Below are 21,707 nucleotides of genomic sequence, written 5' to 3'. Positions count from 1 at the left end.
GGCGCAACAATATGAAGCGGTCGTCGGCGCGGTTCACGAATACGCGCCGATGCCCCAGAACGCATTCCTGAACCTGGTGCCCGACAGCGGCCTGAAACTGACGCCGCGCCACTATAGCTATCTGAAGATTTCGGAAGGGTGCAATCACCGCTGTTCGTTCTGTATCATCCCCAGCATCCGGGGCGACCTCGTTTCGCGCCGCCCCGACGCGATCCTGCGCGAGGCGGAAAAGCTGGTTGCTGCCGGCACGCGCGAGTTGCTGGTCATCAGCCAGGATACCTCGGCATATGGCGTGGATATTCGCCATCAGCCGCGCGAATGGCATGGCCGCGAAGTCCGCGCGCACATGACCGACCTGGCGCGCGAACTGGGCTCGCTCGGCGCGTGGGTGCGGTTGCATTACGTCTATCCCTACCCGCACGTCGACCAGATCATCCCGTTGATGGCCGACGGGTTGATCACGCCCTATCTCGATATTCCGTTCCAGCACGCCGCGCCGGCGGTGCTGAAAGCGATGAAACGGCCCGCAAACGAACAGAAAGTCCTCGAACGGGTGCATAAGTGGCGTGAAATCTGCCCCGATATCGCCATCCGATCGACCTTCGTGGTCGGTTTTCCCGGCGAAACCGAGGCTGATTTCCAGTATTTGATGGACTGGCTGCAAGAGGCGCAGCTCGACCGCGTCGGCGCCTTCCGCTTCGAACCCGTGCAGGGCGCTGTCGCGAACGACTTGCCGAACCCCGTGCCCGAGGAGGTCAAGGAAGAGCGCTACGCCCGCCTGATGGCGCTGACCGCCGGAATTTCGGCTGCCAAGCTGAAGGCAAAGATCGGGCGCACGCTCGACGTCATCATTGATGCCGTGGACCCGGATGGCGGCGCGACCGGTCGGTCGCAGGCCGATGCTCCCGAAATCGACGGCGAGGTTTTCCTGCGCGATACGTCGGGGCTGGTTGAGGGCGACATCGTGCGTGTCCTGATCGAAGATGCCGACGACCATGATCTGTTCGGGGTCGTCGCCGCGTGAAGGCTTTGTTCGAAGCCGATCGCGTTCAAGCGGCGATCACGATCCATGCGGTGGACAAGGCGGGGTTCGAGGATTGGCAGGACACCCAGCTCGCCATCGTCCGAACACTCCTTTCCGCACAAAGGTTTAGCGGGTCTCCGGACACGCTGGCCATCGTCCCTTCGGGTGACGGCTGGATCGCGGTGGCCGGAGTGAAGGACGTTTCCAACCTCTCGACCTGGTGCCTTGCAAAGGCCGCCGAATCGCTTCCGGAAAATTCCTACAGGCTGGCGACCGGCGCCCCCGGCCCCGCCGCACTCGGCTGGCTGCTCGCCCAATACCGCTTCGACCGGTATCAACGAGATGGTCTACCAACCGGCCCCCGCACCCTCCTGACCCCCGATCCCGCCCGCATCGAAACCGTCCTCCGCGAGGCGGAGGCGGTGGCGCTGGTTCGCGATCTGGTCAACACCCCCGCCTCCGACATGGGACCGCCCGAGCTCGAGGCAGAGGCGGCGCGTCTGGCGAAATCGGGCGATGCGGTGCTGACCGTCACCCGGGGCGAGGCGCTGGCAACCGGGTATCCGATGATCGATGCAGTCGGCCGGGCCGCGGCCCGGAACAATGCGCCGCGGCTGATCGAGATCGAGTGGGGCAACCCCGCCCACCCTCGCGTGGCGATTGTCGGCAAGGGGGTGACCTTTGATTCAGGCGGCCTCGACATCAAGCCGTCGTCGGGCATGCGCAACATGAAAAAAGACATGGGCGGCGCGGCGCATGCGCTCGCACTCGCGCAGCTGATCATCCAGTCCCGCCTGCCGATGCGGCTTCACCTGTTGATCCCGGCGGTCGAGAACGCCATCGCGGGCAATGCCTTCCGCCCGGGCGATATCCTCACGAGTCGCAACGGATTGACGGTCGAGATCGCCAACACCGACGCCGAAGGTCGCCTTGTCCTGGCCGACGCGCTGACCAGGGCGGCTGAGCTCGAGCCCGTGCTGATCATCGATTTCGCCACCTTAACCGGAGCCGCGCGCGTTGCGCTGGGACCCGACTTGCCAGCGATGTTCTCGAACGATGACGAACTCGCCAACGCGGCCCTGAAAGCCGGCTTGGAGCAGGGCGATCCGCTTTGGCGGCTGCCGCTTCATGCGGGCTACGCTGAAATGCTGAAGTCCGACGTCGCCGATCTCAACAACGCGCCCGAAGGCGGTTTCGCCGGCGCCGTGACCGCGGCGCTGTTCCTGCAAGCTTTCGTGCCGCCGACGACGCCATGGCTTCACCTCGACACCTTCGCATGGCGGCCATCGTCCAGACCGGGACAGCCAAAGGGCGGCGAGGCGATTGGCCTGCGCGCGGTCTGGCAGCTTTTGTGCGATCGTTTCGCACGCTAGTCTGTGCCCTGCGCAACTGTTTGGTCCAATGTGCGTTGGTTCGCTAAACCGCCCTCATTGTTGATTGGGTGGAAAGGATGGACCTTGGCACCCGATATGCTCGACCGATGGATGGGACCGCTTGTTGACTATGTCCGCTCGGGCTCGCCCGACCTGACAAACCGCCAGATGGCGCTCCTGATGCTCGTTTATCTGACACCCGGTCCCCACACGGTGCGCGGGCTGGCCAAGGGACTGAGTGTCTCCAAGCCGGTCGTCACGCGCGCCTTGAACAGACTGGGTGCCCTCGGCTATCTGCGCCGTCAGCGCGACGAAATGGACCGTCGCAATATCTTCGTCGCAAAGACGGATGAAGGGGCAGATTTTCTTGACGCATTCGGGCGGCTCATCGCCGGCAAACAACAACGCGCCCGCGCCGCGGCGTAAACAATTTTCGCTGACAGGGCGAACGATCCCCATCGACCCACGAGTGGACGCGGTCCGTGGTGACCTGGCCGATGTGGAACTGGCCGATCGAGTTTTCGCGCCGCATTATGCCAAGGCCTGTGCATTTACGGTGATTGCCGAAACCGCACTTCGCATCGCGCCCTCCACTGAGTCTGAAGTCGTCGGCAAGTTAGGCCTGGGTGACCAGTTCGACCTGCTGGACATCAGCGGTGAATGGGGTTGGGGCCGGGGTTCCAAGGTCGTTGGCTATGTTTCGGCAAGCGCGATCAAACCGTTATGACGCGGATTTTCATTGATGGTGCGGCCGGCACGACGGGCCTGGAGATCGAGATGCGCCTGAGCCACCGCGCCGAGTTCGAGCTGTTGAGGTTAGACAATGCTCAACGCAAGGACGCCGTTGCTCGCCGCGATGCATTGAATGCAGCTGACATTGTCATTCTTTGCTTGCCCGATGACGCCGCGCTTCAGGCGGTGTCGCTGATCGACAATCCGCACACGCGTGTCATCGACGCATCGACCGCATTTCGGACCGCAGTGGGCTGGACTTACGGGTTTCCGGAACTGGGTCACGATGTCGCCGGAGCGATGCGCGTTTCGAATCCCGGCTGCTACCCGACAGGCTTCCTGGCCCTGATCACCCCCCTCATCCGCGCAGGACTGGTCCCCAGCGACTGGCTCGTCACCGTCAATGCGGTTTCAGGCTATTCAGGCGGCGGTAAGACGATGATCGCCGAGTATGAGGGCGGGGGCGAGCCACCTGCATGGCAAGGTTATGGCCTGACGCTCGCGCACAAGCATATTCCGGAAATGCAGCGGTATTCGGGCCTGACGAATGCGCCCGTCTTCGCGCCGTCGGTTGCCAATGCCTATCGCGGCATGATCGTCGAGGTCCCGCTTCATCTGGGCGCGACCCCGGGCAAGCCGTCGCCGGACGCCATTCGAGAGAGCTTGATGGCGATGTTCGAGGGATCGGCGATCGTCACGCTTGCGGAAGCGCCGGCGAACCTGACCATTGGGCAAGCGGCAGGCACGGACCGCCTGGAATTGTTTGTTTTCGGAAATGATGATGGCAGCCAGGTGATGCTGGTTGCCGCACTAGACAATTTGGGCAAGGGCGCGAGCGGTGCCGCCGTCCAAAGCCTCAACCTGATGGTGGGATTGCCGGAAACGGTTGGCCTCAAGCTCTAGAAACGAAACGTTCCCACCCCTCCCCTTTTCGGGAAGATTTACGGACTATCTCCCTCCGATGCGGAAAGAGATAGTCCGTGAAACCGATTACTTCGGGTTGGCTTTCAACCACGCCAAAATGTTTTCTGGGGTCGACTGCTCATATGGATCGGCGTCCGAACCATCGTCGTTGATGCCGGGCTCTTCGAACCATGCCGCAACTTTGCCGTTGTCGATGACCGCAGCGTAGCGCCACGAGCGTTGTCCGAAGCCCAGATGGCTCTTGTTGATGAGCATACCGATACGTCGCGTGAAATCACCCGAACCGTCAGGAAGCAGCTTCACCTTCTCGAGCCCCTGGGCCTTGCCCCAGTTATACATCACGAAAGCGTCATTGACCGACACGCAATACAGCTCATCCATGCCGAGGCTTTTCATTTCGTCATAGCCGCCCTCGAATCCGGGAAGCTGCTTCGACGAACAGGTCGGTGTGTATGCGCCGGGCAGGCCGAAAATCACGATGCGCTTGCCCTTGAACAGTTCGCCGGTGGAAACATCCTGCCAGCGAAATGGGTTGGGGCCGTCCACGGTCTCATCGCGAACGCGGGTTTTCAGGGTTACGTTGGGAACTTCACGACCGACGAGCATCGGGGTCTCCTGTGTTTAAGTGATCTGGAAAGGACTCGGTCCTCGATCTGCATATGAGGATGGGGACCGGCGATGCCAAGGGTGCTTTACGAGTTATCGTCAAGCGCATAGCGTGATGGCAACAAGGGGGAAATCCGATGATCGCCAGATGTTTTGCCGCCGTGCTGCTTGCTACCGTCGTTTCACCTGCAACTGCACAGGCCCTGCGCCCCGATCAGTCCACTTTCCGGGCGCTGTTTCAGGAACTGGTCGAAACCAACACCACGCTGTCGGTTGGCAGCTGTACCGACGCTGCAGCCAAAATGGGTGCGCGATTGACCGCCGCCGGTTTTGCCGACGCCGATGTCACCTATTTCTCCGACCCGGCGCATCCCAAGGACGGCGGGCTCGTCGCGATCCTGAAAGGCAGCGATGCGCGAATTAAGCCCATGCTGTTGCTAGCGCATCTGGACGTGGTCGAGGCCAAGCGTGAGGATTGGACGCGTGATCCGTTCAAACTGGTCGAGGAAAACGGATTTTTCTTTGCGCGCGGGGTGATGGACGACAAGGCAATGGCGGCGGTGTTCACCGACACGATGGCCCGCCTCCGCCAGTCGGGGGCAAAGCAGAAACGCACGATCAACCTGGCGCTGACCTGTGGCGAGGAAACCAGCTATGCCTTTAACGGGGCCGAATGGCTGACCAAAAACCGGCCCGACCTGATCTCTGCCGAATTCGCGCTGAACGAGGGTGGTGGGGGCCGTCTGGATCCGGCGGGCAAGAAGGTCGCGCTGGCGATGCAAGTGGGCGAAAAGGCCGTCCAGAATTATCGGATCGAGACCACCAACCCGGGGGGCCACAGCTCCCGGCCTGTCCCCGACAACGCAATCTACGAGTTATCCGACGCGCTGCGCGCGGTGCGGGCCTTTGAATTCCCGGCCAAATTTACCGACACGACGCGCGTGTTCTTTGCCCAGATCGGCAAGACAGTCGGCGGGGAAATGGGAACGGCGATTACCACGCTGCTGGCCAATCCGGGTGATGGCGCCGCCGATAAGATCGTTTCATCCGACGCGACCTTTCATTCGACGTTGCGAACGACGTGTGTGGCGACATTGCTGGATGGTGGACACGCGAACAATGCGCTGCCGCAACGCGCGGGTGCCAATATCAATTGCCGAATTTTCCCAGGCGAAACGAGCGAGTCGACGCGGGCGGCACTGGTTACGGCGATCAATGACCCGAAGGTGACGATTGCACTGGTGCCGCCGCTCCGCCCTATCGCGAAGCCGCCCGCGCTCGATCCAAAGATCATGGGGCCGGCTGCAGCGGTGGCAAAGACCCATTTTCCAGGGGTCGCGATCCTGCCGATGATGTCGACGGGGGCGACCGATGGGATCTTCCTCGAAGCCAACGGTATTCCCGTTTACGGCGTGCCAGGGATTTTTGCCGAGACCGACCTGAACGGCATCCACGGCCTGAACGAACGGTTGCGCGTCAGTGCGCTTTACGAAGGCCGAGACTATCTGTTCGACCTGGTAAAGCTGTATGCCAGCAGATGACGCTACATCTCACCGCGTGAACGGCGCAGGGCGTAATATTTCTGCACATTGGCATTGTGCTGTGCCAGGGTCGCGGCAAAGGACGATCCGCCCGACCCGTTGGCGACGAAATACAGCGCGTCGGTCGGTGCGGGATCGAGGACGGCGATGATCGACTTCTTGCCCGGATTGGTGATCGGTCCAGTCGGAAGCCCGGTCATCTGATAAGTATTATAGCCGTTTTTCGCCTGGAGTTCGGAGCGCAGGATGCGACGTCCCAGCGGCTTTCCACGCGTGATGGGATAGATCGTCGTCGGGTCGGCCTGAAGCGGCATCGCCTGTTTCAGCCGGTTAGAATAGACACCGGCTACCATGCGACGCTCGCTCGCCAGCGCTGTTTCCTTCTCTACGATCGAAGCGAGAATGAGCGCCGCTTCGGGAGTCGTGACGGCAGTCGACGGCTTGCGCGCTTTCCACGCATTGGCGAGGGCGGTCTGCATCGCCTTTTGCATGCGTCCGACGACCACCGAACGCGGGTCCCCCCGGGTGTAGGCATAAGCATCGGGAAGCAGCGATCCCTCTGCCGGGGTGGCAACGGTGCCGGTCAGCAATGGTGTCGCCATCAGCTTTTCATATACTAATATCGATGGCATCCCTTCTGGAACGACAATGAAGCGCTGAAGCGTTTTGCCCGATTGCAGCAGTCTCAGGATCGTTTCGGGACCCATGCCGCGGGTGATGCGATATTCGCCGGGTCTGATCGGGTCCTTGCTGCCAAAGAGCCGCGCGTCGGTCAGGAACGCGCCAGAGGATTTGATCGCGCCAGCCTGTTCCAGCGTCTTAGCCGCCGAAGTCAAGCTGGACCCAGCCGGAATGACGACGTTGACGTTACGTGGCGCGCCGCCCGCGTAGCGAAACACGGAAAAAACAATGAATGCCGCGACGATCAGCAGCGCGACAATCACCCAGCGACGCATCAGACCGCCTTCAGCACCAGGCTGGCATTGGTGCCGCCAAAGCCGAAGCTGTTGTTGAGAACGGCCTTCACCTTGCGCTGCTTTGGCACGTGCGGGACGAGATCGACTCCGGCACAACCCTCGCTCGGGTTATCGAGGTTCAGCGTCGGCGGGACGATCTGGTCGCGCAGGGCGAGGATGCAGAAGATGCTCTCGATCGCGCCCGCACCGCCCAAAAGGTGCCCGGTCGCCGACTTGGTCGAGCTCATTGAAACCGTATCCATGGCGCTGCCGAACAGGCGACGCACGGCACCGAGTTCCAGCTCGTCACCGAGCGGCGTCGAAGTGCCATGCGCGTTGATGTAATCGATGTCGGACAACTCGAGGCCCGACTTGCGGATCGCCATCTGCATCGAACGGAATGCGCCTGACCCTTCGGGATGAGGCGCAGTGACGTGATAGGCATCGCCCGACAGGCCGTAGCCGATAACCTCGGCATAAACTTTCGCGCCACGCGCCTTGGCATGTTCATATTCTTCGAGGACGACGACGCCGGCACCCTCTCCCATCACGAAGCCATCGCGATCCATGTCGTAGGGGCGCGAGGCCCTTTCGGGGGTGTCGTTGAATGCGGTCGAAAGCGCGCGGGCCTGGGCGAAGCCCGCGATGCCGAGCGGGCAGATCGCGCCCTCCGCGCCGCCCGCCAGCATGACATCGGCGTCGTCGTCGCGGATCATGCGCGCAGCGTCGCCGATCGAATGGGCACCGGTCGAGCAGGCGGTGACCACGGCATGGTTCGGACCCATCAGCCCATATTTGATGCTGACCTGGCCCGAGATCAGGTTGATCAGGCGACCGTGGACAAAGTGAGGCGATACCCGGCGCGGGCCGCGTTCGTGCAGGACGATCGATTCGCTGGCGATGCCAGGGAGGCCGCCGATGCCCGAACCGATCGAGAGCCCTGCGCGGAACCGCTGCTCCTCGGTCATGTCGGTGAGGCCCGCGTCCTCAAGAGCCTGTCCGGCGGCATCGATCCCGAAAATGATGAAGGGATCGACCTGGCGCTGGACCTTGTGATCGACGCGCTTGTTTGGATCGAAGCCGTAAGGATGGTCCGCGGGCTTGACCTCCATGGCGATTCGACAGGCATAGTCGGTCGCGTCGAAGCGGGTGATCGGGCCTGCGCCGGATTTCGAGGCCAGGATATTGGCCCAGACGGTTTCCACGTCAGCGCCCAGCGGCGTGACCATTCCCAATCCTGTGACGACGACACGGCGCATATTCGCCTCCCCAAATCATTCAAACGGTTTTCATACGAAAACGGCCTCCCCGCTGATGCCGGGAGGCCGTCCGAAACACGCCGGCTCGCCAAGACGAATCCGGCTAGGGGTCAGCCCTTGTTAGCGTCTATGAAGCTGATCGCGTCCTTGACGGTCGTGATCTTTTCAGCCGCATCATCGGGGATTTCCACACCGAATTCTTCTTCGAAGGCCATGACAAGTTCGACGATGTCAAGGCTGTCAGCACCCAGATCGTCGATGAAGCTTGATTCCTCGGTAACCTTGTCGGCGTCGACACCGAGATGCTCGACGACAATCCTCTTAACCCGGTCGGCGGTCTCGCTCATGAAGGGTCCTTCTCGTTCATGTGAGTGAAAGCTAGTTGTAAGTCGCCCTAATCCGGGCGCGAGAGCCGCGCAAGCCCCGCCTTTCATGCGTTCGTACGTGATCAACGTCCCAGCATGAAATCGACCAGCGCGCCGAGGCTACGGAAGCCGTTCAGGGCAATGCCGTCCGCCTTGACCCCCGAGGGGAGCCATGCGCGCTCGAAACCGAGCTTGGTGGCCTCCTTCAGGCGAAGTCCGGCGTGCGATACCGGGCGGACTTCGCCCGACAGCGCCACTTCGCCAAACGCGATGACGTCGGCCGGGACCGGGCGTTCGGAAAATGCGCTAATCAAGGCCGCAGCCACAGCCAGATCGGCGGCGGGGTCGCTCAGCCGATACCCGCCAGCAATGTTCAGATAGACTTCGGAAGAGGCAAACGACAGGCCGCACCGCGCCTCCAGTACCGCGAGGACCATTGCCAGGCGGCCCGAGTCCCATCCGACCACCGCACGTCGGGGTGTGGCACCGCTCGCCAGTCGCACCGTCAGCGCCTGAACCTCGACCAGCACCGGGCGCGTGCCCTCCAGCGCGGGAAACACGACCGTCCCCGTCACCGCCTCTCCGCGAGTGGTCAGGAACAGTGATGAGGGATTGCCGACCTCGCCCAACCCGTCTTCCCCCATCGCGAACACACCGATCTCGTCGGTGCCGCCAAAGCGGTTCTTGATCGCGCGAAGGATGCGGTATTGATGGCTCCGCTCGCCTTCGAAACTCAATACCGTATCGACCATGTGCTCCAGAACGCGCGGCCCGGCGATGCTGCCATCCTTGGTAACATGGCCGACTAATACGACCGCCGTCCCACGTTCCTTGGCAAAGCGAATCAATTCGCCCGCCGATGCGCGCACCTGGCTGACCGTTCCTGCCGCCCCCTCGATCAGATCGGAGTGCATGGTCTGGATCGAATCGATGATGAGCAGGTCGGGCGCGACCGGAAACGTCGCCAATATGTCGCGCACCGAAGTTGCGGCTGCCAATCCCACCGGCGCGTTTCCAAGTCCGAGCCTCCGCGCGCGCAGACGCACCTGGTCGGCAGCTTCCTCACCCGACACATAAGCCACCCGTCGGCCCGCGAGTGCCAGTTTTGCCGCGGCCTGCAACAACAATGTCGATTTACCGATACCGGGATCGCCACCGATCAACGTCGCCGAACCCGCGACGAACCCTCCGCCCAGCGCACGATCCAGTTCGGCAATTCCACTCGGGATCCGGTCGGGCAGCGGAATTTCTGAATCAAGCGCGACCAAGGTCACCGCCCGTCCACCGGCCTGAAGATTATGCCGGGCGGAGAAAGGCGTAACGACTGCACCCGCGTCCTCGACCAGCGTGTTCCAATCAAGGCAATCGTCGCACTGGCCCGCCCATTTGGACGCAACTGACCCGCAAGCCTGACAGACATATCGTTTTTGCGCTTTCGCCATCACGCCCTCCTGCCGTGAACGAAGCGGGAACGCAAGCGTGTTGCGCACTAGCCTGGCGGGCCGCGACATGCGACACCGCTCACCATGAGTGACACCGCATGAGAGAGAAAGAGTTAAGGCTTGCGCTGATTTGCTACGGCGGCATCAGTTTGGCCGTTTACATGCACGGGATCACCAAGGAGATCTGGCATCTGGCGCGCGCCTCGCGGGCTTTCCACAAACGTGAACCCGCTCCGTCGCCGACCGCCATCATCTACGCACGTTTGCTGGAGACGATTGGGAAGACGACCGGCATCGAGTTGCGCGTCCTTGCCGACATCATCGCCGGTGCGTCGGCGGGGGGGATCAACGGCATTTTTCTTGCGCAGGCGATCGCGACGGGGCAGTCGCTCGATTCGCTGACCGACCTGTGGCTCGAATCGGCCGACGTCGATTCACTGCTCGATCCGCGGGCCAAGGCGTCGCACCGCTTTTCAAAGTTTTGGGCGACCCCGCTGGTGTGGGCGTTTGCTGGTCGCCAAGGTGCCACCTGGGACGATGACCTGGACGAAGAGACGCGTGACGAAATCCACGGCAAGCTGACACGCTTCGTCCGCGCGCGCTGGTTCGAGCCCCCGTTTGGAGGTGAAACCTTCACGCGACTGCTGCTCGATGCATTCGATGTGATGGAGGACCAGGCCGCCGGTCCGCGTCTGCTGCCCGACGAGCAGCCGCTCGACCTGTTCGTCACGGTGACCGATTTTCACGGTCATCCCGAGACGCTGCGCCTGAATTCCCCGCCGCAGATCATCGAGAACGAACATCGGCTAACCTTTGCCTTTCGCGATGCGCCCGGCGAACCAACGCGCCTTGACTCAATTGAGAACCTGACCTTTGCTGCGCGGGCGACGGCCAGTTTTCCCGGTGCTTTTCCACCATTCACTGCTGCCGAACTGGACCGCGTGCTGGCGAGCGACAAGCGGCCATGGCCCGGTCGCGATGCCTTTCTGACGCGGGTCCTGCCACACCGCGCGGAGACCGAACTTGTCGACAAGGCCGTCCTGATTGACGGCTCGGTGCTCGCCAACGCGCCGTTCGAACCCGCCATCGAGGCCCTGAAACTGCGCCCTGCCCGCCGCGAGGTCGATCGTCGCTTTGTCTATATCGACCCGAAGCCGGGCATTCGTTCGGTCAAGATCAATCGCGGCGGGGAAGCAGATATACCGGGTTTCTTCACGACCATATTCGGTGCCCTGTCGGACATCCCGCGCGAACAGCCGATCCGCGACAATCTGGAGGCATTGGAACAACGGTCGGCTCGCATTCGGCGGATGCGGCTGATCGTCGAGAAGCTTCGCCCCGATGTCGAGGCGTCGGTTGCCGGGCTGTTCGGTCGGACATTGTTCATCGATCGACCCACCCCCGCGCGCCTTGCCGGTTGGCGGCAGCGCGCCGAAGAGCGGGCCGCGCGCGATGCCGGGCACACCTATGTCAGTTATTGCCAGTTGAAGATGGCGAACATCGTCGATGCTGCGCCCGCGCTTCTTCGGACGGCGGTCGTCGGGGATATGGCAACGCTGGCGCCGCAGGACTTTTTTGCCCGGCACGATATCGCCTACCGCATTCGGCGATTGCGTTTTCTGGGACGCAGCTTGGCGGCGCTTGAGAATGAACGTCCCGATGCAAATTTCGAACAGGTTAGCGTCACGCTGTACCGCCAGCTTGCGGATTACCTCGACCTGGAGGCTGCTCCCAATCCGAACGCGGAATTGCTGGCACTCGATGGCGCGACCGATGCGGCCCTTGCCGAGGCGATCGCGGGGTGTCCGAAGGGCGACCGGCGTGCTCCCTTGCTCGCCTATCTGGGCTTTCCCTTTTACGACGTGGCGACGCTCGCGCTGTTGCAGGGCGAGGGGTTCGATGAGTTCGACGAGATCAAGGTCGATCGCATTTCGCCCGACGAAGCACAATCGATCCGGACCGGGGGCGCAGCGGCAACGCTGAAGGGCATCCAGTTCAACAGTTTCGGCGCGTTCTTCAGCCGGACATATCGCGAGAACGATTATCTCTGGGGGCGGCTCCACGGCGCCGAGCGCCTCGTCGACATTGTCGTCTCCACCTTGCCAGCGTCTGCCCGTATCGACCGAGCCCTGATTGCATCGGTTAAACAGGACCTGTTCCATGCAATACTCGACGAGGAGGCGCCCCGTCTGACACACATTGCGCCATTGATCGCCACGCTACGCGACGAACTCGCGGGTGGCAAAACCGTCAGTACGGGCGTAGATCGGGACGAAACAACAGAGGGTTGATCGCCACATGCAATTCCTTCGCACCATATTCTGGGTCGTGATCGCCGTTATGGGCGTGATCTTTGCGGTCAATAACTGGACCGACGTCTCGATAAAATTATGGAGCGACATAGAAACGGTCTGGAAGCTGCCGTTCCTGCTGCTGGCGGTGTTTCTGCTGGGTTTGCTGCCATCGTGGATCTTGCACCGGGTCACACGCTGGAGCCTGCGTCGAAAACTTGAGACGGCAAATCGCAGTTTGATCGAAACCCGCAGCGTCGCTGATGGCGTCGTCGTCGATAGTTTTGCAAGTACGGGGCCGATCACCGTGCCACCTGCCACGACCCCGCCGACGTTTCCATGACCAGTCCGATCTGGATTGCGATCGACACGCCCGAGCTGGACCGGGCGCGCGAAATCGTGACCCGCGTGAAGCGTCATGTCGGGGGAATCAAGCTGGGACTTGAGTTCTTTGCAGCGAACGGTCGGGCGGGCGTGCGGACGATGGCGTTGTTGGGACTGCCCATCTTCCTCGACCTGAAACTGCACGATATTCCCAATACCGTGGCAAAGGCGATCCAGGCTTTGCGCCCATTGTCGCCGGCAATTCTGACCGTTCATGCGGCGGGCGGGCGCGCGATGATGGAGGATGCCAAGGCCGCTGCGCCGAACGGCACGAAAGTCGTGGCCGTAACCGTCCTGACCAGCCTTGATCAAAGCGATCTGTTGGCCGCTGGCGTGAGCGGCGATCCGCACGACCAGGTGATGCGACTGGCCGCGGCGGCGCGCGAAGCCGGGCTGGATGGCGTGGTCTGTTCGGGCGAGGAAGTTGCGGCAGTCCACAAATCATGGCCCGACGGCTTTTTCGTGGTGCCCGGCGTGCGCCCGGCCGATGGCGTCTTGAGCGATCAAAAGCGCGTCGTCACGCCGCGCCAGGCGCTTGACCGGGGGGCTTCGATCCTGGTCATCGGCCGACCCATCACGCAGGCGTCGGACCCCGACGCCGCCGTCCGCGCCATTGAAGCGACGCTTTGAGTCCTGCCAGTCAGGCTGACCCGGAACCCATGATCATCCAAACGAAAATCTGTGGGTTGTCGACCCTCCGAACCCTCGACGCGGCGATCGCGGGCGGGGCCAGTCATGTCGGCTTTGTTTTTTATCCCGATAGTCCGCGCAACGTGTCATTCGACCGTGTGGCCGAACTGTCGGCGCTGGTGCCAGCTCATGTGAAGCGCGTCGGGGTCTTTGTTGATCCGTCAAACGCGTTGGTCGAGCAGGCGGTTGCGGCAGGGCATCTCGACATATTGCAGCTTCATTCCACCCTGCCCGGTCGCGCTGCCGCCATCGTAAAGAAGGGTCTGGAGATCTGGGGGGTGGTCGCGGTCCGGACGCGGGGCGACCTCGACCAGGCGCGCCATTGGGACACTGTGGCCGCGCGGATATTGTACGATGCCAAGACGCCCGAGGGCACGTTACCGGGCGGCATGGGGCTGCGGTTCGACTGGACGTTGCTGGCGGGATTTGCCCATCGGATGCCGTGGGCATTATCGGGCGGGCTCGACGTCAAAAACGTCGCCGAAGCCGTGCGCGTGACCGGTGCGCCGTTGGTCGATATCTCATCCGGCGTTGAATCCGCCCCGGGCATCAAGGATATGGACAAGATTGCCGCGTTCCTTAAAGCCACATCAAACTTATGACAGACAATCAGACGCTTTCCAGCAACACCCTTCCCGGCGGCGCAAACAGCTTGCGCACGCAGCCCGACGAGCGCGGCCACTTCGGCGAGTTCGGAGGTCGTTATGTCGCGGAAACGCTGATGCCGCTTGTCCTCGATCTCGACCGTGAATATCGCGCTGCAAAGGCCGATCCGGCGTTCGCGGCGCAATTCGACGACTTGATGGAACATTATGTCGGTCGGCCAAGCCCGTTGTATTTTGCCGAGCGCCTGACCGAACACCTCGGCGGAGCGAAAGTGTATTTCAAGCGCGACGAATTGAACCATACCGGCGCTCACAAGATCAATAATTGCATTGGCCAGATCCTGCTGGCGTTGCGGATGGGCAAGACACGGATCATTGCCGAAACGGGGGCCGGGCAGCACGGTGTCGCCACCGCCACGGTGGCGGCACGTTTCGGCCTGCCCTGCACGATCTTCATGGGCGCGCGCGATGTCGAGCGGCAGTCACCCAACGTCTTTCGCATGAAGCTGCTCGGGGCCGAGGTTCGTCCCGTGACCAGCGGCGCGCAGACGCTGAAAGACGCCATGAACGAGGCGATGCGCGACTGGGTGGCGAACGTGCACGACACGTTTTACATCATCGGGACGGCAGCGGGGCCACATCCCTATCCGGAGCTTGTCCGCGATTTCCAAAGCGTGATCGGCAAGGAAGCGCGCGCGCAGATTATGGAGCGCGAGGGGCGGCTGCCCGACCTGCTGGTCGCCGCAATCGGCGGCGGTTCGAACGCCATCGGCCTGTTCCACCCGTTTCTGGACGATGTCGACGTCAAGATGCTCGGTATCGAGGCGGCGGGTCATGGGCTGGATAAGGAGCATGCGGCATCACTCGCCGGCGGATCGCCGGGCGTCCTGCATGGCAACAAGACCTACTTGCTGCAGGACGAGGATGGCCAGATTACCGAGGCGCACAGCATTTCGGCGGGGCTGGATTATCCGGGGATCGGCCCCGAACACAGTTGGCTGAGGGATATCGGGCGGGTCGGATACGACAGCGTCACCGATGTCGAAGCGCTGGCGGCGTTCAAGCTGCTGTGCGCGATCGAGGGCATCATTCCCGCGCTCGAACCCGCGCACGCCATTGCGGCGGTCATGAAACGCGCACCGACGATGCGGAAGGACAGTATCATTGTCGTCAATTTGTGCGGTCGGGGGGACAAGGACATCTTCACGGTCGCAGAAGCGCTTGGCGTAAAGCTGTGACGCGGCTTTCGGAGGCTTTTCCGGCGGACCGCGCGGCGCTCATCACCTTCGTGACGGCGGGCGATCCGGGGCCGGACGCGACCCCGGCAATCCTCGACGCGCTGGTGGCGGGCGGCGCGGACATCATCGAGCTGGGTATGCCGTTCACTGATCCGATGGCGGATGGGCCTGCCATCCAGGCTGCAAATTTGCGCAGCTTGGGGGCCGGCACCAGGACGGCCGATATTCTCGCCATGGCTACTGGCTTCCGCGCGCGGCACCCCGATGTTCCCCTGATCCTGATGGGATACGCCAATCCGATGATCCGACGCGGAGCCGAATGGTTTGCTGTTGCCGCCGAAAAGGCAGGAGTCGACGGTGTGATCTGTGTCGATCTTCCCCCCGAGGAGGACGCCGAACTGGGCCCTGCCCTGCGCGCCGTCGGTATCGCGCCGATCCGCCTCGCGACCCCGACGACCGACGCCGTGCGCCTGCCGACTGTCCTCGATGGGGCGAGCGGTTTCCTGTATTATGTGTCGGTGGCGGGCATCACGGGCCTTCAGCAAGCGGTGCAGACGAGCATCGAAACCGCCGTCGCACGCCTGAAAGCCGCAACCGATATTCCGGTCGCCGTCGGCTTCGGGGTGCGCACCCCGGAACAGGCCGCCGCCATTGCGAGGGTGGCCGACGGTGTCGTGGTCGGGTCGGCGATCGTCGAGATCGTGGCACAGCATGGCGTCGATGCGCCGGTTCATGTTCAGGCTTATGTCCGCACCCTCGCCAACGCGGTTCAATCCGCACGCATGAAAGTATCCGAATGAGCTGGATCGACGACGTCCGCAAACGCATTCCATTCATCGCCAAGCGCGAAACCGCGGACAATTTGTGGATCAAATGTTCGGGCTGTGGCCAGATGGTATTCAGCCGTGAATATGAGGAAAACTTGTCGGTCTGTCCGCAGTGCGGCCACCACGGCCGCATTGGTCCTGACGCCCGCTTCGCGCATATTTTCGATGACGGGTACGACGAATTGGAAACGCCAAAAACCACCGACGACCCGCTGAAATTCCGTGATTCAAAGAAATATCCCGACCGCTTGCGTGCAGCGCGCCTTGCGACCAACGAAACCGACGCGCTGATCACGGCAAGCGGCACGATAGACGGCCACCCTGCGGTCGTCGGTGTTCAGGATTTCGCCTTTATGGGCGGGTCCATGGGCGTCGCCGTCGGTGCGGCTTTTCTGGCGGGCATCCGCGTCGCCATCGCAATGCGCGCGCCCTATATCATTTTCACCGCAGCAGGTGGCGCGCGGATGCAGGAGGGTATCCTGTCGCTGATGCAGATGCCGCGCACCACCGTGGCCATCGCTGAATTGCGCGAGGCCGGGCTGCCCTATATCGTCGTGATGACCGACCCGACGACCGGGGGTGTGACAGCCAGCTATGCAATGCTGGGCGACGTCCAGATCGCCGAACCGGGGGCGCTCATCGGTTTCGCGGGCCAGCGGGTCATCGAATCGACAATTCGCGAGAAATTGCCGGAGGGGTTCCAGCGCGCCGAATATCTGCTCGATCACGGCATGCTCGACATGGTGGTCAAGCGCCATGACCTGCGCGAGACCCTGGCGCGGATCATCGGCTATCTGGTGGTGGACAAGGCGGCGGCCTGATGGCCGACCATGCGCGGTCCGACGATGCCGCGGTGCAGGCGCAGCTCGATCGGTTCGCGCAACTGTCGCCGGGTCGGGACATATTGGGGCTGGAGCGGACCACCGAACTGCTCGACCACCTTGGCAATCCGCAAGATCGCCTGCCACCGGTTTTCCACGTGGCCGGCACCAACGGCAAGGGGTCGACCTGCGCGTTCCTGAGGGCCTGTGTCGAGGCGGCGGGCATGACCGCGCACGTCTATACCAGCCCTCATCTGGTGCGGTTTAACGAGCGTATTCGGATCGCGGGCAAACTGATCGAAGATGAGGCGCTGGCCCCGTTATTGCGCGAAGTCCTCGACGTCGCCGAAGCGCACGACATCGGCCCCAGTTTCTTTGAAGCAACCACCGCTGCGGCCTTCCTGGCGTTCAGCAGGACGTCGGCCGACGCCTGTGTGGTCGAAGTCGGCCTCGGTGGACGGCTCGATGCGACGAACGTCATCGCTCGTCCGATCGTCTGCGGGGTTGCTCAGCTTGGTGTCGATCACCAGGCGTTTCTTGGCGAGACGCTGGCGCACATGGCGACCGAGAAAGCGGGGATCGCCAAGCGTGGCGTGCCCCTCGTCGTGCTGGGACAAGCATCTGAAGCCATGGACGAAATTGCCAAGGTCGCCGCGCGACAAGGTGCGCCGATGCTGAGCGAAGGTCGCGACTGGCAGGTCGATCAGATGCTGCAACCCAGCCTGGCCGGTGCGCATCAGCTTCGCAACGCCAGCCTGGCAGCCGCCATGCTGAGGGTAACCAGGTTCGTGTCTGATGAAGCGATCTACGCCGGGGTCGCCAGCACCCGGTGGCCCGCACGCCTGCAATGCTTGTCGCCTGGACCCCTGACAGATTTACTTATGCCAGGCAGCACGCTGGTCGTTGATGGCGCCCACAACCCTGCTGCTGCCCAAGCTCTTGCCGCCGCATTGTCCACGACTCCGCGACACCTGATCGTCGGCATATTGGCCAACAAAGAAGCCGACAACATTGTCGCCACGCTTGCCCCCGGCGCGCTCAGCCTGACATTCATCGAAGTGCCCCATCACGCCAGCGCCGATGTGGAAGCGCTGGCGTCGCGGTGGAAAGGAAGGGTTGCGCCTGACCTTGAGGCCGCTTTGGCCGCATTCACATCGAGGTCCGATGTCCTGATCATCGGCTCGCTCTATCTGGCCGGTGAAGCGCTGAGGCTAAATCGTCAACTACCCGATTGAGACTTGAGGGTCCCCCTATCAGTCTGTGACCTCGGCCGCGCTCCCCATCGCTTCGTCAACCAGCCCGCTTTTCAGCAGCAACCAATAAACAATGATACCCGGGATCGCCGCCAAAGTGGTGAGCAGATAGAAATTCACATACCCCAGCGATTCGATCATGGCGCCTGCCGTCGTGCCGGTGACAAACCGACCGACGATGCTCGCTGCGGCGGAGATCAGCGCATACTGCGCCGCGGTAAAGCGCAAGTCGCAGAGAGCCGAGAAATAGGCGACGATTACCACCCCGCCGATCCCGCTCGCGAAGTTTTCGAATCCGATCGCTCCGGCCATCCCCGCGCTGCTGTGCCCCGCGGCGGCCAAGGCGGCAAAACTGAGGTTGGAGACAGCCATCAGGACAAGCGCGATCAGCACGGATCGCTTCAGTCCCAGGCGTGTGAACATCACCCCGCCGACGAAAATGCCGACAAGAAACGCCCAGAAACCGACCCCGACATCATAAATGGCAATTTCGGTATTGGTGTAGCCCATGTCGTCGAACAACAGCCGAAACGTCAAATTGGCCAGCGTGTCGCCGATTTTGTGGACAAGAATGAACAGCAGCACCAACGCGGCACCCCGTCGTGCCATGAACTCGCCGAACGGCCCGACGATCGATTGCCACACATCGTTCAGTGACTTCTTGCCGATCACGACCACACGCCGCGCCGGTTCTCGCATGACCAACCCCGTTATCATCGCGGGCAAAGCCAACGCTGCGCAGGCCAGATAGGCCGCCTGCCACCCGGCAAATCCCGCCACGACCAGAGCAAGCGCCCCCGCCCCCGCCGATCCGATCCGCCAACCGTATTGCGACATCCCGGATCCGGCGCCCAGTTGGCGCGGCTCGAGCAATTCGATGCGATAGGCGTCGATGACAATATCAAAGGTTGCCCCGGCGAGCCCGACCAGAACCGCAGCATAGGCCGTCGTCAGCAGGCTGGCCCGTGGATCGACCAGCGCCAGATTGATGACCGCCGCGATCACCAGCAGCCCGGCCACGATCAGCCATGATACCCGCTGCCCCAGCCTTCCGATGAGCGGCAGGCGCACCCCGTCGACGATCCACGCCCACAACCATTTTAGGTTATATACCAGAAACGCGAGGCTGAACGCGGTGACGCTCTTCTTGTCGATCCCGTCCTGCGCCAGTCGCGTGGTCAGGGTCGCACCGATCATTGCGAACGGAAAGCCGGACGATATCCCTAGAAAAAACGCGGCCAGGGGCGCAGGCTCGATATAGGGCCGTATCGCCGCGATCAGGCCGCTCCGCCTGCCACCCCGCATCGTGCCCATCTTGTTGTCCTGATCCACGCTCATCCCCAACGCGCCTGCTTATGTCCTGTCTTGGTGAGCGCGCCGTCACTTGGCAAGCCAGTGCATCTCAGAGACAGGGCTTCGACAATTTATGCCGAACCGCTAAGGCACACCTATGAAACCACCAGAAAAATCTCCCGTCGACAAACACGGCAACAAGACCGGCGATCGCATCGCCAAGTTGCTCGCCCGTGCCGGCGTCGCGTCGCGTCGCGAGATCGAGCGCATGATCGAGGAACGCCGCATCGCGCTAGACGGCGTGCCGCTTGAAACCCCCGCGACGATCCTGACCTCGCTGAAGGGCGTCACCGTTGACGGCAATCCTGTTGCTCCGCCGGAAACGGCGCGCTTGTTCCGCTATCATAAGCCCACCGGCCTGCTGGTTGCAGAGCGTGATCCCAAGGGTCGGCCGACGATCTACGACAAGCTTCCCGGCGAACTGCCGCGCGTGGTCCCAGTCGGTCGCCTCGATCTGAATACCGAAGGGCTGTTGCTGTTGACCAACGACGGCGAGCTGAAGCGCCAGCTTGAACTGCCATCTTCGGGCATCCCCCGCACCTATCGCGCGCGCTGCTATGGCCATGTCTCACAGGCGCAGCTTGAGGACCTTATCGAAGGCATCGAGATCGAAGGCGTCCGCTACGGCAGCATCGACGCCAATATGGAGCGTCGCACCGGCACCAACTTCTGGATCGAAATGAAGCTGGCAGAGGGTAAGAACCGCGAAGTACGCCGCGTCCTCGAACATCTGGGACTCCAGGTCAGCCGCCTGATCCGCACCGCCTACGGCCCGTTTCCGCTCCACGACATGCCCGTCGGGGCCGTCGATGAGATCAAACAGAACATCGTCGTGGATTTCATGAAGAATATGAAGGGCATGAAGATGGTCGGCATCAATGACGATGCCACGCTGGCCGTCGGTGGCCGGGGTCGGAGGGGGGAAGCGCCCCGCGCGCGGCCGGCACCCGACCCGCGCCCGGTTGCCGCTGCACCTCGCGCGGCTCCGGTCGTCCGCAAAGTGGCACCGCGCATTTTTACGCAAAAGCCGGTCGAGGAACCAGGAGACAGGCGTCGCGCGCGGTCCAGCAACTTTGGACCCAAAGTCGAACGCGAAGCCGCCGTAAAAGCCGCCCTCCGCGAACGCGACGCCGCGTCTAAACCCGCCGTCAAAAAGCACTGGCGCAACGCCCCGACCGTCGCCGGAGCCGCCCCCGCCGTGCCAACCACCCGCTTCTCGCCGTCAGGCAAACCGAGCGCAAAACCCGCTGGCGCGCGGCCCTCATCCAGCCCGCGCAAACCGCGCCCCGGCCCCACGCGCAACATTACCGGCGGACCGCCGCGCGGCGGAAAGTCCAAGTAATGCGTATCATCTCCGGCATTTATCGCGGGCGTCCCCTTATCGCGCCAAAGGGTGACACCACCCGCCCCACCGCCGACCGCACCCGAGAAGCGTTGTTCTCGATGCTAGTCAGCCGCCTCGGCAGCTTCGAGGGCCTGCGCGTACTAGACCTGTTTGCAGGCTCCGGAGCACTCGGCCTCGAAGCCCTGTCCCGCGGTGCGGCGAGCTGCACCTTCGTCGAACAGGACGGCGACGCGATTACGGCCCTCAAAACCAACATCGCCCGGATATTGGGAGACGAGCCCAAGGCGAAAGGATTTGTCCGGGCACCACTGCGGGTTTTGCCGCAAAATGTCGAAGCAATTGGCGATACCCCCCTTGAACCAACCTCGCCTCCGCGCCCAACGACAGAGATCCGCGCCCAGTCGGTCATGGCGCTCGGCCCATCCCCCGCCCCATTTGATCTGATCCTGCTCGACCCCCCTTATGAAAGTGGTGCAGGCATCGTCGCCCTCGAACGCCTGCTGCGACTAGGCTGGATCGCACCCGGCGCGTTGGCGAGTGTGGAGACTATGAAAAAGGAAAGCGTAACGGTCGAGGGATATGACATCGAAGTCGAGCGGGTGCACGGGAAGGCGAAGATTACCCTATTGCGGGCGACGTAATCCGGTTGATGCTAGGGAGCATGTTGGTATCCGGAAA

The 21,707-nt window shown here is 62.5% G+C and carries 22 protein-coding genes; 16 read left to right on the top strand and 6 right to left on the bottom strand.

Features of this window, described 5'->3' with window-relative positions; genetic code table 11:
• From rimO to argC, 5 genes are all read left to right on the top strand, one after another.
• Nucleotides 1–1,024 (top strand): 30S ribosomal protein S12 methylthiotransferase RimO (gene rimO, locus Q0R02_RS04495; protein ID WP_293881214.1); only part of this gene is annotated, 1,024 nt, incomplete at its 5' end.
• Nucleotides 1,021–2,397, top strand: a complete 1,377-nt coding sequence (locus Q0R02_RS04490) for a M17 family metallopeptidase (RefSeq protein WP_293881213.1) — start codon at nucleotides 1,021–1,023, stop codon at nucleotides 2,395–2,397. The genes rimO and Q0R02_RS04490, both read left to right, overlap by 4 nt.
• A gap of 111 nt (nucleotides 2,398–2,508) precedes the next feature.
• The gene (locus tag Q0R02_RS04485; RefSeq protein WP_293881216.1) at nucleotides 2,509–2,823 is read left to right on the top strand and encodes a MarR family transcriptional regulator; all 315 of its coding nucleotides are present in this window, start codon (nucleotides 2,509–2,511) and stop codon (nucleotides 2,821–2,823) included.
• 43 nt (nucleotides 2,824–2,866) lie between these two features.
• Entirely contained in the window at nucleotides 2,867–3,124 is a 258-nt protein-coding gene (locus Q0R02_RS04480) for an SH3 domain-containing protein (protein ID WP_293881212.1), read from the top strand.
• Nucleotides 3,121–4,032 (top strand): N-acetyl-gamma-glutamyl-phosphate reductase, encoded by a 912-nt coding sequence (argC, locus tag Q0R02_RS04475; RefSeq protein WP_293881211.1) that lies wholly within the window; start codon nucleotides 3,121–3,123, stop codon nucleotides 4,030–4,032. The genes Q0R02_RS04480 and argC overlap by 4 nt, the downstream gene beginning before the upstream one ends.
• 87 nt (nucleotides 4,033–4,119) lie before the next feature.
• Here the strand turns inward: argC and Q0R02_RS04470 are convergent, their stop codons facing one another.
• Nucleotides 4,120–4,659, bottom strand: coding sequence for a peroxiredoxin (locus Q0R02_RS04470; protein WP_293881210.1), 540 nt, complete (start codon nucleotides 4,657–4,659; stop codon nucleotides 4,120–4,122).
• 137 nt (nucleotides 4,660–4,796) lie between these two features.
• On the opposite strand from Q0R02_RS04470, the gene Q0R02_RS04465 reads away from it, so the two are divergent.
• Nucleotides 4,797–6,200: a M20/M25/M40 family metallo-hydrolase gene (locus tag Q0R02_RS04465; protein WP_293881209.1), complete on the top strand. Its 1,404-nt coding sequence runs from the start codon at nucleotides 4,797–4,799 to the stop codon at nucleotides 6,198–6,200.
• Between the two features lie 2 nt (nucleotides 6,201–6,202).
• On the opposite strand, the gene mltG is transcribed toward Q0R02_RS04465, so the two are convergent.
• The 4 genes from mltG to radA all read right to left on the bottom strand — a co-directional run bounded on the left by mltG (nucleotide 6,203) and on the right by radA (nucleotide 10,222).
• A complete protein-coding gene (gene mltG / locus Q0R02_RS04460; RefSeq protein ID WP_293881208.1) occupies nucleotides 6,203–7,156 on the bottom strand; it encodes an endolytic transglycosylase MltG in 954 nt (317 codons plus the stop codon).
• Nucleotides 7,156–8,415 (bottom strand): beta-ketoacyl-ACP synthase II, encoded by a 1,260-nt coding sequence (gene fabF / locus Q0R02_RS04455; protein ID WP_293881207.1) that lies wholly within the window; start codon nucleotides 8,413–8,415, stop codon nucleotides 7,156–7,158. The genes mltG and fabF overlap by 1 nt, the downstream gene beginning before the upstream one ends.
• A gap of 110 nt (nucleotides 8,416–8,525) precedes the next feature.
• Complete coding sequence (locus Q0R02_RS04450; RefSeq protein WP_293881206.1) at nucleotides 8,526–8,762, bottom strand: acyl carrier protein; 237 nt, start codon at nucleotides 8,760–8,762, stop codon at nucleotides 8,526–8,528.
• A gap of 101 nt (nucleotides 8,763–8,863) precedes the next feature.
• Nucleotides 8,864–10,222 carry a DNA repair protein RadA gene (radA, locus tag Q0R02_RS04445; RefSeq protein WP_293881205.1) on the bottom strand — a complete coding sequence of 453 codons (1,359 nt, stop codon included), beginning with the start codon at nucleotides 10,220–10,222 and terminating at the stop codon, nucleotides 8,864–8,866.
• A gap of 98 nt (nucleotides 10,223–10,320) precedes the next feature.
• Here radA and Q0R02_RS04440 point away from each other — a divergent pair, with 98 nt between their 5' ends.
• The 8 genes from Q0R02_RS04440 to Q0R02_RS04405 are packed head-to-tail and all read left to right on the top strand — an operon-like array spanning nucleotide 10,321 to nucleotide 18,313.
• Entirely contained in the window at nucleotides 10,321–12,513 is a 2,193-nt protein-coding gene (locus tag Q0R02_RS04440; protein WP_293881204.1) for a patatin-like protein, read from the top strand.
• A gap of 7 nt (nucleotides 12,514–12,520) precedes the next feature.
• Nucleotides 12,521–12,856: a hypothetical protein gene (locus tag Q0R02_RS04435; RefSeq protein ID WP_293881203.1), complete on the top strand. Its 336-nt coding sequence runs from the start codon at nucleotides 12,521–12,523 to the stop codon at nucleotides 12,854–12,856.
• On the top strand, nucleotides 12,853–13,527 hold the full coding sequence (gene pyrF / locus Q0R02_RS04430; protein ID WP_293881202.1) for an orotidine-5'-phosphate decarboxylase: 675 nt from the start codon (nucleotides 12,853–12,855) through the stop codon (nucleotides 13,525–13,527). Before Q0R02_RS04435 ends, pyrF begins: the two co-directional genes overlap by 4 nt.
• Nucleotides 13,528–13,556: 29 nt before the next feature.
• Nucleotides 13,557–14,189: a phosphoribosylanthranilate isomerase gene (locus tag Q0R02_RS04425; protein ID WP_293881201.1), complete on the top strand. Its 633-nt coding sequence runs from the start codon at nucleotides 13,557–13,559 to the stop codon at nucleotides 14,187–14,189.
• The gene (gene trpB, locus Q0R02_RS04420; protein WP_293881200.1) at nucleotides 14,186–15,430 is read left to right on the top strand and encodes a tryptophan synthase subunit beta; all 1,245 of its coding nucleotides are present in this window, start codon (nucleotides 14,186–14,188) and stop codon (nucleotides 15,428–15,430) included. The genes Q0R02_RS04425 and trpB overlap by 4 nt, the downstream gene beginning before the upstream one ends.
• Nucleotides 15,427–16,230 (top strand): tryptophan synthase subunit alpha, encoded by an 804-nt coding sequence (gene trpA / locus Q0R02_RS04415; protein ID WP_293881199.1) that lies wholly within the window; start codon nucleotides 15,427–15,429, stop codon nucleotides 16,228–16,230. Before trpB ends, trpA begins: the two co-directional genes overlap by 4 nt.
• Nucleotides 16,227–17,078, top strand: coding sequence for an acetyl-CoA carboxylase, carboxyltransferase subunit beta (gene accD, locus Q0R02_RS04410; protein ID WP_293881198.1), 852 nt, complete (start codon nucleotides 16,227–16,229; stop codon nucleotides 17,076–17,078). Before trpA ends, accD begins: the two co-directional genes overlap by 4 nt.
• Nucleotides 17,078–18,313, top strand: coding sequence for a folylpolyglutamate synthase/dihydrofolate synthase family protein (locus Q0R02_RS04405; protein ID WP_293881197.1), 1,236 nt, complete (start codon nucleotides 17,078–17,080; stop codon nucleotides 18,311–18,313). Before accD ends, Q0R02_RS04405 begins: the two co-directional genes overlap by 1 nt.
• A gap of 18 nt (nucleotides 18,314–18,331) precedes the next feature.
• Here the strand turns inward: Q0R02_RS04405 and Q0R02_RS04400 are convergent, their stop codons facing one another.
• Nucleotides 18,332–19,636 carry an MFS transporter gene (locus Q0R02_RS04400; RefSeq protein WP_293881215.1) on the bottom strand — a complete coding sequence of 435 codons (1,305 nt, stop codon included), beginning with the start codon at nucleotides 19,634–19,636 and terminating at the stop codon, nucleotides 18,332–18,334.
• Nucleotides 19,637–19,781: 145 nt separating this feature from the next.
• Between Q0R02_RS04400 and Q0R02_RS04395 the strand changes: the two genes are divergently transcribed.
• Nucleotides 19,782–21,026, top strand: a complete 1,245-nt coding sequence (locus tag Q0R02_RS04395) for a pseudouridine synthase (RefSeq protein ID WP_293881196.1) — start codon at nucleotides 19,782–19,784, stop codon at nucleotides 21,024–21,026.
• Nucleotides 21,026–21,670, top strand: a complete 645-nt coding sequence (locus Q0R02_RS04390; protein WP_293881195.1) for an RsmD family RNA methyltransferase — start codon at nucleotides 21,026–21,028, stop codon at nucleotides 21,668–21,670. Before Q0R02_RS04395 ends, Q0R02_RS04390 begins: the two co-directional genes overlap by 1 nt.
• Nucleotides 21,671–21,707: the final 37 nt, after the last annotated feature.

It is taken from the genome of Sphingomonas sp., from assembly GCF_025353885.1.
Lineage (GTDB): Bacteria > Pseudomonadota > Alphaproteobacteria > Sphingomonadales > Sphingomonadaceae > Sphingomonas_O.
Note: the sequence above shows the minus strand (reverse complement) of the source record. Positions and strands in the feature narration are given on the sequence as shown.